Here is a 13,293-nt window from a genome sequence, read left to right on the forward strand (position 1 = left end):
GCGCCGAGCAGCACCGCCCGCACGCGGGACACGGTCTTCGCGCGACGTTGGTCAGGACGTGACGTCGGCGGTGGTGAACCGTGCCCACGCCAGCGACCCGAAGACCACCACCCACGCCGCCTGGACGTACATGCCCTGCGCGAGCACCCCGGGGTCGGGGGACAGGCGCAGGAGCTCGGCGAAGTCGAACCAGTGGTGCGTGAGCAGCCCCGGCCGGATCGCCGCGAGCTGCGGGAGCGTGTCGAGCACGGCGGACACGACCGCGACGACGACCGTCGCGGCCATGGCGCCCACGGGGACCTCGGTGAGCGTGGAGAAGAACAGCCCCACCGCGACGAGCCCCGTCATCGACAGCCCGACGTAGGCGACGATCCCCGCGACGCGCAGGACGCCGTCGGCGACGGGCACGGTGGTGCCCGAGAGCAGGGTCACCTCGCCGACGCCGAACAGCGCCCAGCCGGCGACCAGCCCCACCAGGGCGATGGCCAGGACGGCCGCCGCCGCGAAGGCGAGGGCGCCGGCGGCCTTGACGACGAGCAGCCGCGTCCGGTCGACGGGCACCACGAGCAGGTAGCGCAACGTCCCGGTGGCCGCCTCGCCGGCGATCGCGTCGCCGGACGCGATCCCGATGGTCAGGGGCAGCAGGAACGGCAGGCACAGGAACAGCGCCGCCACGACGAGGAACAGGCCGTTGCCGGTGACGCGGGCGACGAACCCGGGGCCCTGGCCGCCGAGCGCGGTGTCCTGCGTGAACCACAGCACGAGGCCCAGCAGGAGCGGCACGAGGGCGAGCCCCACGAGCAGCACGATGTTCCGGCGCCGGCCCAGCACGAGGCGCAGCTCGGCGCGCAGGAGGCGTCCGAACGCGCCCCGCACGTGCGCGGGCGCGACGTCCGGTGCGCGCACGGCGGTGTCAGCGGGCGACATCGAAGCCCTCCCCGGTCAGCTCCACGAAGACCTCTTCCAGCGACGGGTGGCGCACGTCGAGCCCCAGCAGCGGCACGTCGGCGCGCACGAGGGCCGCGGCGACGTCCTGCGGGCCGGGCGCCGAGGTGCCGGCCGGGACGGGGGCGGGCAGCAGGGCGGCGGTGAGCTCGGCGACCTGCGCCCCCGGCTCGGTGCGGACGTCCACGAGCCCGACCCGGACGAGCACGGTGCGGGCCGCGTCCAGGTGCTCGGGCAGGGTGCGGACCACGACGCGTGCGGTGCGGCGCTCGGCCAGGACGGACCGGGGGCCCTGCAGCAGCAGACGCCCGCGGCCCATGATGCCCACGTGGGTGCAGACCTGCTCGATCTCGGCCAGCAGGTGCGACGAGACCAGGACGGTGGTGCCGGACTCCGCGAGCTCGCGCACGAGCGTGCGGACCTCGCGGGTGCCCTGGGGGTCGAGCCCGTTCGTCGGCTCGTCGAGCACGAGCAGGTCGCGGGGCCGCAGCAGCGCCGCGGCCAGCCCGAGGCGCTGCTTCATGCCGAGGGAGTACTGCCGGTACCGCTTGTCGGCGGCCGCGAGCAGGCCGACGCGCTCGAGGGCCTCGTCGGCGCGGCGCCGGGACGTGCGCGGGTCGACGGTCGCGTCGGCGGCGTCCACGCGGGCGAGGTTCGCGCGGCCGCTGAGGTACGGCTGGAACGCCGGACCCTCGACGAGCGCGCCCACCCGGGGCAGCACGCGGCCGCCGGCCGCGGGCATCGGCTCGTCGAGCAGGTGCACCTGTCCCGCGGTGGGCCGCACGAGCCCCAGCAGCATGCGGATCGTCGTGGTCTTCCCCGAGCCGTTGGGCCCGAGGAACCCGTACACGGCACCGCGGGGCACGTCCAGGTCGACACCGTCGACCGCGACCTGCCCGGTGCGGAACCGCTTGGCCAGCCCCTGCGTGCGCACGGCGCTGGCCGTGGCAGGAGGCTCGACGCGCGCCGGGGCGGGCGCCTGCGCGGCGCCCGCCCCGGTGGTCGTCGTCATCCGGCGAGGTCCTGCAGCGTCTGCGCCGGAACGGCCCCGACGAGGACGCGTCCGTCGTCGGTGACCAGGACGGACAGCAGCGCCGAGGTCAGCAGCCGCCCCCCGTCGACGGGCGTCGTCAGCTGGTCGTACAGCGCGGTCGCGTCCAGGTCGGGCACGGGGCTCGTGCCGTCGGTCGCCACGAACTCGTCGACGAGGCCCTGGGCGGCCTCCGAGCCGAACGTCTTGTCCGGCAGGGCCATCTCGGCCACGGCGGTCGGGTCGGCGGCGAGCAGCCCCGCGACGTCGACGTCGGCGACCTCCAGGACCGTGTCCCAGCCGGAGCCGGTGACGGTCACGCCCTCGGGCAGCGCGGGCTCGCCCGTCGTGGCGTCCGGCGCGTCCGGGACCTGCTCGGCCTCGGGCACCGGCACGACGACGTCGCGCACCGAGGCGCCGGGCGGCGGCGAGAAGGCCAGCACGGCCTCGTCCGGGGCCTCGAACGTCACGTCGGTGAACCCGATCTCCAGGGCCGGGGTCTGCGTGTCGTCGCTGGACCACACCTGCACGCGCAGCGGCGTCGACGTCTGCGCGTCGACGGCCACGACGATCCGGCCCACCAGCGTCGTGCTGCTCGTCGGGGTCACGACCACCTGGTACGCGTCGCGCCCGGCGACGGTCGTGGGGGAGTCGACGCCGACCGTGGCGTCCTCCTCGGCCTTCGCGAGCGCCTGCGCGCCCACCTCGGCGGGCGTCGGCAGGTCGCCGGCGACCTCCGGGGCCGCCTGCGCGGCGGCCTCCAGCCGGGCCAGGTCCTCGTCGGCGACGGTGTAGTGCACGACCTCGTCGTCCGACGAGGAGTAGGTCCACGCCTGCGCGCCGTCCGTGACGACGGAGTACTCCGACGTCGGGCCGAGCAGCGCGACGCGCGAGCGGGTCTGCCCGTCGCTCCACACGCGCAGCGTCGACGAGCCCGACAGCAGGCTCACCGGGTCGGCCCCGCCGATCTGGGTGAACGACACGTCGGGCAGCCCGAGGCGGGCGGTGTGCACCACGGTCCCGGACAGCGCCGGCGGCTCGGCGGCGGCGACCCGCGCGACGAGCTCGGCCGCCGTCACGTCGGGAAGGTCGGTGTCGGCCGACGCCAGCAGCGGCGGCGCGGCGAACGCCCCCGCCACGGCGAGCGCGGCGACAGCAGGGACGGCCCAGCGTGCGCGGGCCGACGGCAGGCGCCGTGGGGCGCCGGAGGACGTCTGCGTGGTCATGGCACCAGGGTGCGCCCTGCGCGCTGAGCGGTCCCTGAGAGGCGCGCCGCACCGTCGTGGGCGGCGGACGCTCCGACGGTGGGATGCTGCGCAGGTGCGGGTCCTGGTGGTCGACGACGAGCAGGGGCTGGTCCGTGCCCTGCGCCGGGGCCTGGCGGCCGAGGGGTTCACCGTCGACGTCGCCCACGACGGGGCGACGGGCCTGGCGAAGGCGCTCGTCGGGGACTACGACGCGGTGGTGCTCGACATCATGCTGCCGGGGGTCCACGGCTACGACGTGCTGCGCCGGCTGCGCGAGCAGGACGTCTGGACGCCCGTGCTGATGCTCTCGGCCAAGGACGGGGAGCACGACGTCGCCGACGGGCTCGACCTCGGCGCCGACGATTACCTGACCAAGCCGTTCTCGTTCGTGGTGCTCGTGGCCCGGCTGCGGGCCCTCGTGCGCCGGCAGTCGGGCCCGCGCCCCGCCGTGCTGCGCGTCGGGGACCTCGAGCTCGACCCCGCCGCCCGGTCGGTCACCCGCGCGGGCGCTCCCGTCGACCTGACCGCCCGCGAGCTCACGCTCCTGGAGCACCTCATGCGGCACGCCGACCGGGTCGTGCCCAAGCTCGAGCTGCTCGACCACGTCTTCGACACCGGGGGCGAGGACCCCAACGTCGTCGAGGTCTACGTCGGCTACCTGCGCCGCAAGCTCGGCCGGGACGCCGTCCGCACCGTGAGGGGTGCGGGCTACCGGGTGGCGGGGTGAGCCGCGGCGATGCCGCCCCCCGTCCCGGCTGGCCGGCGCTGTCGCTGCGCTCGCGCCTGACCGCGCTGTCCACCGCGGCGGTCGCCGGGGCGCTGGTGCTCGGCGCCCTCGCCCTGTCGGGCGTCCTGCAGGCCGCCCGGGTGGGCGCCCTCGACGCCGTCGTGCAGGAGCGCTCCGCGGCCCTGGCGGCCCTCGTCGCCGACGACCGGGTGCCTGCGACGCTGCCCGTGGCGGAGCCCGGCGAGGTCGCGCAGGTCCTCGACGCCGCGGGCGGGGTGCTGGCCACGTCGACGACGGCGAGCCGCACCCTGCCCGTGGCGTCGCCGGACGTCCTGGCCGGGTGGCGCGAGCGGGCCGCCGCCGAGCCCGACGACGTCCTCGTCCTGACCACCTCGGACAGCGCCTACGACACCTCGGCCCGCGCCGCGGTCCGTGCCGCGACGCTCGACGGCGCACCCGTGAGCGTCGTCACCACCGTCCCGCTCACCGAGGTCGAGGGGCTCGTGCACGCCCTGCGCCTGGCGCTCCTGCTCGTGGTCCCCGTGCTCACCGCCGGTGTGGGGTTGGTCATCTGGTTCGTCATCGGGCGGGCGCTGCGCCCCGTCGAGGCCCTGCGCCGCGGCGCCGACACGGTCGCCCGGACGGGCGGCCCGGGGGCGCTGCCCGTGCCGACCGCCGACGACGAGGTCGGCGCCCTGGCGCGCACGCTCAACACGATGCTCGACCGGCTGCGGGTCGCCGCCGACCGCCAGCGCACGTTCGTCGCCGACGCCGCCCACGAGCTGCGCTCACCCGTCGCCGCCGCCCGCGCGGTCGTCGAGGTCGCCCGCGCCCACCCCGACGCGTACCCCGTGCAGGACCTGCTCGACGACCTGACACCCGAGGTCGCGCGCATGCAGGCCCTCGTCGACGACCTGCTCGTGCTGGCCCGCGTCGGGGCAGCACCCGTCGCACGCACGCCGGTCGACCTGCGGGCGCTGGCGGACGACGTGGTCGACGGCGTGCGCGCCGCGGCACGCGGGGCGACGGCACGCACCGTCGACGTGACGGTCGTCGGTGGCGGCAGCGCGCTCGCGGGGGAGGACGGGGTCCGTCGCGTGCTGCGCAACCTCGTGGACAACGCGGTCCGGCACGCCCGCTCCGCCGTCGTGGTGCGGGTCGACGAGGGGTCCCTGGTGGTCGACGACGACGGGCCCGGCATCGCCCCGGAGCAGCGGGAGGCGGTGTTCGAGCGGTTCGTGCGGCTCGACGACGCGCGGCAGCGCGACGCCGGCGGCACCGGGCTCGGCCTGGCGATCGCCCGCGAGGTGGCCGTGGACCTCGGCGGGTCGGTGCGCCTGGAGCAGGCGCCCGCCGGAGGGTTGCGGGCCGTCGTGGACCTGGCACCCTCGGACGGCACACGAGCCCGGGCCTGAGACGGCTCACGCGAGGAGGACGGCTCACGCGAGGAGCGCGCGCACCTCGTCGGCGGTGAGGGCCGAGGAGAACAGGTCCCCGTCGTCGATGACGGCGTCGACGAGCGCGGCCTTGCGGGCCTGCAGCGCCACGACCTTCTCCTCGATGGTCCCCGCCGCGACCATGCGGTACACCATCACGGTGCGCTGCTGGCCGATGCGGTGGGTGCGGTCCACGGCCTGCTGCTCGCTCGCGGGGTTCCACCACGGGTCGAGCAGGAAGACGTAGTCGGCCTCCGTGAGGTTGAGCCCCGTGCCGCCGGCCTTGAGGCTGATGAGGAACACCGGGGCCGCGCCCGTGCGGAACTCCTCGAGGACCTCCTCGCGGCGCACCGTCGAGCCGTCGAGCTGCACGAACGGCACGCCGGCCTCCCGCAGCGCGTCGCCGACGATCGCCAGGTACGACGTGAACTGGCTGAACACCAGCGCCCGGTGCCCCTCCGCGACGACGTCCTCGAGCTGCTCCAGCAGCGTGTCGAGCTTCGCCGACCGGCTCCCGCCGAGAGCGGGGTCGATCAGTGCGGGGTCGAGCGCGAGCATGCGCAGCAGCGTCAGCGAGCGGTACACGATGAAGCGCTGGCGGTCGAGGTCGTCGATGAGCCCGAACAGCTTGGCGCGCTCGCGCTGCAGGTACCGGTCGTAGACCTCCCGGTGCGCGGGTGTGAGCTCGACCGTGAGGGTCTGCTCCTGCTTGGCGGGCAGGTCCGCCGCCACGAGCTCCTTGGTGCGGCGCAGCAGGAACGGTCGCACGCGCCGCCGCAGCCGTGCCAGCCGCTCCGTCCGGACGCGTGCGACGTCGGCACCGACGTCCTCGCCGCCGCCGGGCCCCGCGGTGATGCCCGTCCGGACGCCCTCGACGGGGCGCACGTACTGCTCGACGAACCCGCGGGCGGACGGGAAGAGGCCGGGCACGGTCAGCGCGAGGAGCGCGTGCAGCTCGGTCAGGGAGTTCTCCATCGGCGTGCCCGTGACGGCGAGGGTGAACGGCACCTCGAGGTCGCGCGCGGCCGCGTGCACGAGGGACGTGGCGTTCTTCACCTGCTGCGCCTCGTCGAGGACCAGCCCGGCCCACCCGGTGCCCCGCGCGACGTCCCGGTACGCGTCGGCGTCGAGCCGCAGCAGCGCGTAGCTGGTGACCACCAGGTCCGCCTCGGCGGCGGCGTCGGCGACCCGGACCCCGCCGCTCGCCTCCGTGGCCCGGAGCCGGCGCACGCGCAGGCCCGGCGTGAACCGCGCCGCCTCGGCGACCCAGCCCGGCACCACCGACGTCGGGGCGACCACGAGGAACGGGCGGCGCGGCCCGAGCGCCCCCTGCCCGTCGACGGCGCGCTCCTCGACGGTGTGCTGCACGAGCGCGAGGCACTGCAGCGTCTTGCCCAGCCCCATGTCGTCGGCGAGGATCCCGCCGGTCCGGTGCCGCCACAGCGACGCCAGCCAGTCGAAGCCCTCGCGCTGGTACGGGCGCAGCGTCGCGCGCAGGCCGCGCGGCAGCGGCGTCGCACGCGGCGAGCCCTGCGCGACGTCCGCGAGCATCGCCTCCCACGTCGGTGCGGCCACCGCCTCGTCGGCGACGGCCACCAGGTCGGACCACAGGCTGGTCTGGTGCCGGCTGATCCGCGGACCGGTCTCCCACTCCGCGAGGTCGCGGGCCTCGGCGATCAGCGCCGCGAGCGGCGCCAGCACCGGGTGGTCGAGGCGCAGGTACGTGCCGTCGACGAGCAGCAGCCGCCGCTTGCCGCCCGCCAGAGCGGCGAACAGCGGCGCGAACGGCACGGCCCGCCCGTCGACGTGCACGCTCACGCCCAGGTCGAACCAGTCGTGCTTCTGCGTCTCGTACGTCGTGACGCTCAGCACGGGCGGACCGTCGAGGCGTCGGAAGTCCGGCGCCGTCCCCACCGTCTCCACGCGCACGCCGGGCAGACCCTTGAGCCGGGGGAGCGTCGTGGTCACGAGCTCGGCCGCGTCCTCGTCGCGGAGCGTGGCCGGGCCCGGCAGCGCGGGCGTGCCCGTGTCGTCGGTGACCGCGTCGGGCCACCCGAGCACCGCCCGCAGGTCGGCCGGCAGCAGCGTGCGGGGGTCCGGCGCCGGCGCCGACCGGGCGTGCCCGTCCCAGCGCCACGACAGGTCCACGGTGTGCGGGGGTCGGTGCCGCACCGTCAGCACCAGGGTCGGCGGAGCCGGCGGGGGCAGCACGACCGTCCGGTCCGCGCTGACGACGTCGAGCCCGGCGAGCAGCGCGGGCAGGTGCTCCTCGACGAGCTCGCCCGCGGCGTCCGGCGGCACGACCAGGCCGCCCGCCAGCACGTCCGCGAGGCCCCGGCCGCCCTCGGTGCCGGCGCCGAGCAGCACGAGCTGCTGCGCCGACCACGTCCGCGCCGCCGGTGCCAGGACCACCCGGTTGGGCCGGGTCAGGTCGACCACGTACACGCCGTGGGTGCCGATGGCGTGCGCGTGCGCCACGGGCGCCGGGGCGCCGTCGATGCGCAGCCGTGCCCGGACCACCACGCCACGCGCCTCCTGCACGACGTCCAGGTCGAGGTCCGCGCGCCCGGCGAGGCGCACGTCCGCGCCCGCGCCCGAGCCCACGAGCTCCACGCCCAGCTCCCGCGCCTGGACGAGGAGGTCCCAGAGCACCGGGTTGGTGAAGTCGTCGAGGTGCACCCAGTCGAGGTCGGTGCCCGGCACCGCCGGCCCGGCGGCGCGGTGGAACGCGCCCAGCTGGCAGAACCACCGGTGCTGCTCGACGTCGAGGTCCAGCCGGTGGCGCATGTGCGCGACGTTCGACCACGTGAGGTTCCCGCGGGCCCACCCGCGCGCCGTGCGCAGGACGGGCCGGGCACCGAGCCGGATCATCCCGGTCGCGGGGCCGCCCCCCGCGCCCGCGCCGGCCGGCACCGTGCCCGCCGCAGGGGGTCCACCCGCCGCCCGGCCGCGTCCGGCGGCGCCCCGCACGGCGGTGACCCGCCGTGACGTCGGCCCGTTCCACCGCTCCCGGGTGTGCGGCGTCAGCTCGCGCAGCTCCAGCTGCAGGCCGAGCACGCCCGTGGCCGCACCCTCGCCGGCGGGACCGGGCTGCGGCGCGGCCAGCGTCCGCAGGACCTCCTGCCACGCCATGCTGCGGGTGTCGCCGAGGACGAGCCCGACGGGGAGGTCGGGCGGGTCCATCGGCACCCGGCGATCGTGCCACACCGCACCGACAGCGCCCTGGCGCTGCACCGCACGGCAACTGGCGGGCGCCGGTGGACGACGTCCGCGCAGGTCAGACGGGTGCCCCGAGTGGGATTCGAACCCACACTGGATCGGGTTTGAGCCGAACGCCTCTGCCGGTTGGGCTATCGGGGCCGCCCGGAGAGGATAGCGGCCGACGACCCCCGCCGTGCCTCAGCCGGCTGGGTCGGGCGTGGTCCGGCGGGCGAGCCGGGTCACCACCAGCGCCACGTCGTCCTCGGGCTCGTCCACGGCCATCGCTGCCAGCACGGCGTCGGCGAACCCCTCGAGGTCGTCCGGCGCGACCGCCGCGGCCGTGCGCTCCACGACGTGCGTCAGCCGGGCGATGCCGTCGCGCAGGTGCGTGCCCCGCCGCTCGACCAGGCCGTCGGTGTACAGGACGAGGGTCGAGCCGTCGGCGAGGACGTCGTGCGACTCCTGCCGCGCCGACCGCGACCCGAGCCCCAGGACGATGCCCCCGTGCGTGGCGCGCAGCTGCCGGGCCGTCCCGTCGGGCCCGACCACCAGGGCCGGCAGGTGCCCCGCCGACGCCCAGCGCACCGGGTGGCCCGCCCCGGCTCCGACCGGTGCGGCACCCGCCGGTCCGGCGTCCGCACCCGGCCGCGCAGCGCCCACCGCGAGCACCAGCGCCGTCGCGACCGCCCCCACGTGCAGGTCCTGCATGGCGGCGTCGAGACGTTCGAGCACCTCCGCCGGGCCCGCGCCCGTCGTGTGCGCGATGCCGCGCAGGAGCGTGCGGACCTGGCCCATGGCGGCCGCCGCCTGCGTGTCGTGGCCCATGACGTCGCCGATGACCAGCAGCCGCTCGCCCGCCGGGGTGGTGAAGGCGTCGTGCCAGTCCCCGCCGACCTGCGCCAGCCGTGCCGCCGGCAGGTAGCGCGCGGCCACGAGGGGGTCGGCGGGCGAGGCGAGCAGCGCGCGCTGCAGCTGCTCGGCGATCGCGCGCTGCTCCCCGTACATCCGGGCGTTGTCCAGGGCAAGACCGGCGCGGTCCGCCAGCTGCTCGAGCGTGGCCAGGTCCTCCTCGGACAGGTCCGTGTCCTCCGCGCCCAGCAGCAGCGTCACCGCGCCGACCGTCGCGTGCCTGGCCCGCAGCGGGGCGATGCACGCGGTCCGCGGACCCAGCTCCCGCAGCAGCCCGCCCGCCTCGGCGCTGACCACGGCGGCCAGGCGCTCGGTCGCGTCCGGCACCACCACGGTCGTCCCCGAGCGCAGCGCCTGGTGCAGGTACGAGGTCGGCGACATGCCGCGCAGCCGGGTGCTGGCGTACCGCTCCACCGTGGCCCGCCGCGCCGGGTCGACGTGCCAGCTCGCGATGTCGCGCAGCCGGTGGTGGTCGTCCACGAGCGTGACCAGGCACGCGCTGCCGAAGGTCGGCACGAGGTGGCGGGCGAGGCGCGCCACCGCCTCCTCGACGTCGAGGACCGACGCGAGGTCGTCGCTCACCGCGCGCAGCAGCCGCCCGCGGGCCTCGGCCGCCCGCGCCGCCTCCTGCGCGCGGTGCCGCGCGGTGACGTCGTGGAAGTACACCGACAGGCCGTCCGGTCCTGGCCAGGCCCGGACCTCGTACCAGCCGTCCAGCGGCGCGGGGTAGTGCGCCTCGAACTCGTGCGGCTCGCCCGTCGCGACCGCCGCACGGTAGTGCTCGTCGAACGCGGACGCGTTGGCGGCGGGGAACAGGTCCCACACCACGCCGCCCAGCAGCTCGTCGCGCGGACGTCCCAGCAGCCGCTCCGCCTCGGCGTTCACGTACGTGAAGCGCCACTCGTGGTCCAGCAGGTAGAACGCCGAGGCCATCGTCTCGAGCACCCGGTCGATGCGGGCGTGGGCCGCGCGCTCGCGGGTCGTGTCGTACGCGGCGCCGATGACGCGCTCGGCGCCACCGGCCGGCCCGGCCAGCGCCTGCCCGCGGGCCTGCACCCAGCGGGTCGTGCCGTCGGGCCGCACCACCCTGTACTCGGCGGCGTACTCCCCGCAGACGGCGATGGCGTCGGCGAGCGCGCGCTGCACGCGCCGCCGGTCGGCCGGGTGGACGCACGCGTCGAACGCCTCGATGGTCCCGCCGAACTGGGCCCGGGTGAGCCCGAACACGCGCAGCAGCGCGTCGTCCCAGTCGAGCGCGCCCGTGCCCAGGTCCCAGTCGAAGGTCCCCACGCCCGCGGCGCCGACCGCCAGCCGGTGCCGGGTGCGACGGGCGGTCTCGTCGAGGTCGTCGGGTGCCCTGCGGAGGTCGGGCGGTCTCGTCGCGCGGGGCCCGGGGACGACGGGCGAGGGCGCGACGTCGCCGTCGCCGCCCTCGGGCGGTGGTGCTGCCGCCATGTCCGAGCCCCTTCCCGCGGTGGACGCAGCATAGGTCGCGCGACGCGCGCGTCGGGCCCTGCGGCGACGGTGCGGGCCGACGGTGCTCGAGGGACGTGACCTCGACCACGCGGACGTGGCCACCGACGGGCACTACGCTGTGCACGTGACCACGAAGGACGACAGCACCGAGCCGGCGGCGGACGCCACGCAGATCCTCGACCTCCCCACCGCGGAGCCGGGTGCCCCGAAGCCGGCGGGCCGGCCTGCTCGTCGCGCGGTCGTGGCCGAGGACGAGGCGCTGATCCGCATGGACGTCGTCGAGACGCTCACCGAGGCAGGCTTCGACGTCGTCGGCGAGGCGGGCGACGGCGAGACGGCCGTGGCGCTGGCCACCGAGCTCAAGCCCGACATCGTCGTGATGGACGTCAAGATGCCGGTGCTCGACGGCATCTCGGCCGCCGAGCGGATCGGCAAGGCCCACCTGGCGCCGGTCGTCCTGCTCACCGCGTTCTCGCAGACCGAGCTGGTCGAGCGGGCCCGCGACGCCGGGGCCATGGCGTACGTCGTCAAGCCGTTCAGCCCGGCCGACCTGCTGCCCGCGGTGGAGATCGCGATCTCCCGCTACGCGCAGATCACGGCGCTGGAGTCCGAGGTCGCCGACCTCGCCGAGCGGTTCGAGACGCGCAAGCGGGTCGACCGGGCCAAGGGTCTGCTCATGACGAAGATGGGCCTGAGCGAGCCCGAGGCGTTCCGCTGGATCCAGAAGACGTCGATGGACCGTCGTCTGACGATGCGCGAGGTCGCGGACGCCGTGATCGAGCAGGTCGGCGGCGGCGCGTCCTGACGCCTGCCTGACGTACCCCCGCCGGAACCCGGTCGACGCCCGAGTCGACCGGGTTTCGTCGTCTTGGTCACAAGTGCGCAACGACATCGTGGCGAGACGTTGCCATTCACATGGCGGACACAAAGCATGAGTACGTTCGCCGCACATTGCCGGGCACGCCAGTGCCCGGTAGGTGGAGTGCTCACAGAGGGGTACCACGCATGATTCGTTCGACACATGCAGGACGTGCTGTCGCCGTCGCCGGTGTGCTCGTGCTCGCGCTGACCGCCTGCTCGGGCGGCTCCGACGAGGCGGGCGAGGGTGGCTCGGGATCCGGGGAGCCGCTGAAGATCGGCACGCTGCTGCCCGTCACCGGCTCGCTCGCCCAGCTCGGCCCGCCGGAGATCGCCGGCGTCGACCTCGCGCTGGACGAGATCAACGCGGCCGGCGGCCTGTTCGGCTCCGACGTGACGGTCGTCCACACGGACTCCTCCGACGCGCAGAACGCCTCGGTCTCGACGGCCTCCGCCCAGGAGCTCATCACCGAGGGTGTCTCGGCCGTGATCGGCGCGGCGTCCTCGTCGGTGACGCTCAACGTGATCGACGACGTCACGGGTGCGGGCATCGTGCAGGTCTCTCCCGCCAACACGGCGACGAGCCTGTCGGGCTACTCCGACTTCTACTTCCGGACCGCGCCGCCGGACACGGTCCAGGGTGACGTGCTCGGCAACCTCATCGTCTCCGACGGGGCCGCGAACGTCGGCATCCTCGTCTTCAACGACTCCTACGGCACGTCGCTGCGCGACGTCGTCTCGGGCGTCGTCGAGGAGAGCGGCGGCACGATCGTCTACGGCGCCGACGGCGAGGAGTTCGACCCCGCGGAGCAGAACTTCGCCACGATCGTCGGCGACGCGATCGCCGCGCAGCCGGACGCGATCGCGATCCTCGCGTTCACGGACCAGACCCCGCTGATCGTGCGCGAGCTCGTGGCGCAGGGCTGGGACATGAGCAAGACGTACTTCGTCGACGGCAACCTGCAGAACTTCGGCACCGACGGTGACACGGGCTTCCCGGAGGACACCCTCACCGGTGCCCAGGGCACGCTCCCGGGCGCGTACCCGTCGGAGGAGTTCCAGGGCCGCATGCTCGAGATCGACCCCGAGCTGGAGGAGTTCTCCTACGGCCCGGAGGCGTACGACGCCACCATGCTCGTGGCGCTCGCGGCGCTCAAGGGTGGTGCCTCGGACGGCGAGACCATCCAGGCCAACATGGCAGCCGTCTCCGGCGCCACGGACGGCACGGAGTGCACGGGCTGGGAGGAGTGCTCGGCGCTCGTCGAGGACGGCGAGGAGATCGCCTACCAGGCCGTCTCCGGCGTCGGCCCGTTCAACGACGCCAACGACCCGTCGTCGGCGTTCATCGGCGTCTACGAGTTCGGCGCGGAGAACACGTACGAGTTCTCCCGCTCGGAGGAGGGTGTCGTCCCCCAGGGCTGACCGGGAGCGGCAGGACCGTCGACGAGGGCCCTCGGAGCACGC

At 75.6% G+C, this 13,293-nt stretch carries 9 protein-coding genes and 1 tRNA gene; 4 read left to right on the top strand and 6 right to left on the bottom strand.

Features of this window, described 5'->3' with window-relative positions; all coding sequences use genetic code 11:
- Positions 1-51 precede the first annotated feature (51 nt).
- The 3 genes from FBY24_RS15625 to FBY24_RS15635 are packed head-to-tail and all read right to left on the bottom strand — an operon-like array spanning position 52 to position 3,201.
- The gene (locus tag FBY24_RS15625; protein WP_142161989.1) at positions 52-927 is read right to left on the bottom strand and encodes an ABC transporter permease subunit; all 876 of its coding nucleotides are present in this window, start codon (positions 925-927) and stop codon (positions 52-54) included.
- On the bottom strand, positions 914-1,957 hold the full coding sequence (locus FBY24_RS15630) for an ABC transporter ATP-binding protein (protein WP_142161990.1): 1,044 nt from the start codon (positions 1,955-1,957) through the stop codon (positions 914-916). Before FBY24_RS15630 ends, FBY24_RS15625 begins: the two co-directional genes overlap by 14 nt.
- Entirely contained in the window at positions 1,954-3,201 is a 1,248-nt protein-coding gene (locus FBY24_RS15635; RefSeq protein ID WP_142161995.1) for a hypothetical protein, read from the bottom strand. Before FBY24_RS15635 ends, FBY24_RS15630 begins: the two co-directional genes overlap by 4 nt.
- Before the next feature lie 94 nt (positions 3,202-3,295).
- Between FBY24_RS15635 and FBY24_RS15640 the strand changes: the two genes are divergently transcribed.
- Positions 3,296-3,949 (top strand): response regulator transcription factor, encoded by a 654-nt coding sequence (locus tag FBY24_RS15640; RefSeq protein WP_142161997.1) that lies wholly within the window; start codon positions 3,296-3,298, stop codon positions 3,947-3,949.
- A complete protein-coding gene (locus FBY24_RS15645; protein WP_142161999.1) occupies positions 3,946-5,364 on the top strand; it encodes a HAMP domain-containing sensor histidine kinase in 1,419 nt (472 codons plus the stop codon). The genes FBY24_RS15640 and FBY24_RS15645 overlap by 4 nt, the downstream gene beginning before the upstream one ends.
- Before the next feature lie 24 nt (positions 5,365-5,388).
- Here the strand turns inward: FBY24_RS15645 and FBY24_RS15650 are convergent, their stop codons facing one another.
- From FBY24_RS15650 to FBY24_RS15660, 3 genes are all read right to left on the bottom strand, one after another.
- Positions 5,389-8,568 (bottom strand): DEAD/DEAH box helicase, encoded by a 3,180-nt coding sequence (locus tag FBY24_RS15650; RefSeq protein ID WP_255432534.1) that lies wholly within the window; start codon positions 8,566-8,568, stop codon positions 5,389-5,391.
- A 103-nt stretch (positions 8,569-8,671) separates the two neighbouring features.
- Positions 8,672-8,745 (bottom strand) — tRNA-Leu (locus FBY24_RS15655).
- 39 nt (positions 8,746-8,784) lie between these two features.
- The gene (locus FBY24_RS15660; protein ID WP_142162004.1) at positions 8,785-10,950 is read right to left on the bottom strand and encodes a SpoIIE family protein phosphatase; all 2,166 of its coding nucleotides are present in this window, start codon (positions 10,948-10,950) and stop codon (positions 8,785-8,787) included.
- 145 nt (positions 10,951-11,095) lie between these two features.
- Here FBY24_RS15660 and FBY24_RS15665 point away from each other — a divergent pair, with 145 nt between their 5' ends.
- Positions 11,096-11,776, top strand: a complete 681-nt coding sequence (locus FBY24_RS15665; RefSeq protein ID WP_370511001.1) for an ANTAR domain-containing response regulator — start codon at positions 11,096-11,098, stop codon at positions 11,774-11,776.
- A gap of 200 nt (positions 11,777-11,976) precedes the next feature.
- The gene (locus FBY24_RS15670; protein WP_142162006.1) at positions 11,977-13,251 is read left to right on the top strand and encodes an ABC transporter substrate-binding protein; all 1,275 of its coding nucleotides are present in this window, start codon (positions 11,977-11,979) and stop codon (positions 13,249-13,251) included.
- The last annotated feature ends 42 nt before the right edge of the window (positions 13,252-13,293 follow it).

This window comes from Cellulomonas sp. SLBN-39, from assembly GCF_006715865.1.
GTDB lineage: Bacteria > Actinomycetota > Actinomycetes > Actinomycetales > Cellulomonadaceae > Cellulomonas.

What these genes read in the sequence shown, in the direction of transcription:
- FBY24_RS15670 (WP_142162006.1), top strand. Translation starts at nt 11,977, where the DNA reads ATGATTCGTTCGACACATGCAGGACGTGCTGTCGCCGTCGCCGGTGTG.
- FBY24_RS15660 (WP_142162004.1), bottom strand. Translation starts at nt 10,950, where the DNA reads ATGGCGGCAGCACCACCGCCCGAGGGCGGCGACGGCGACGTCGCGCCC.
- FBY24_RS15635 (WP_142161995.1), bottom strand. Translation starts at nt 3,201, where the DNA reads ATGACCACGCAGACGTCCTCCGGCGCCCCACGGCGCCTGCCGTCGGCC.
- FBY24_RS15625 (WP_142161989.1), bottom strand. Translation starts at nt 927, where the DNA reads ATGTCGCCCGCTGACACCGCCGTGCGCGCACCGGACGTCGCGCCCGCG.
- FBY24_RS15630 (WP_142161990.1), bottom strand. Translation starts at nt 1,957, where the DNA reads ATGACGACGACCACCGGGGCGGGCGCCGCGCAGGCGCCCGCCCCGGCG.
- FBY24_RS15650 (WP_255432534.1), bottom strand. Translation starts at nt 8,568, where the DNA reads ATGGACCCGCCCGACCTCCCCGTCGGGCTCGTCCTCGGCGACACCCGC.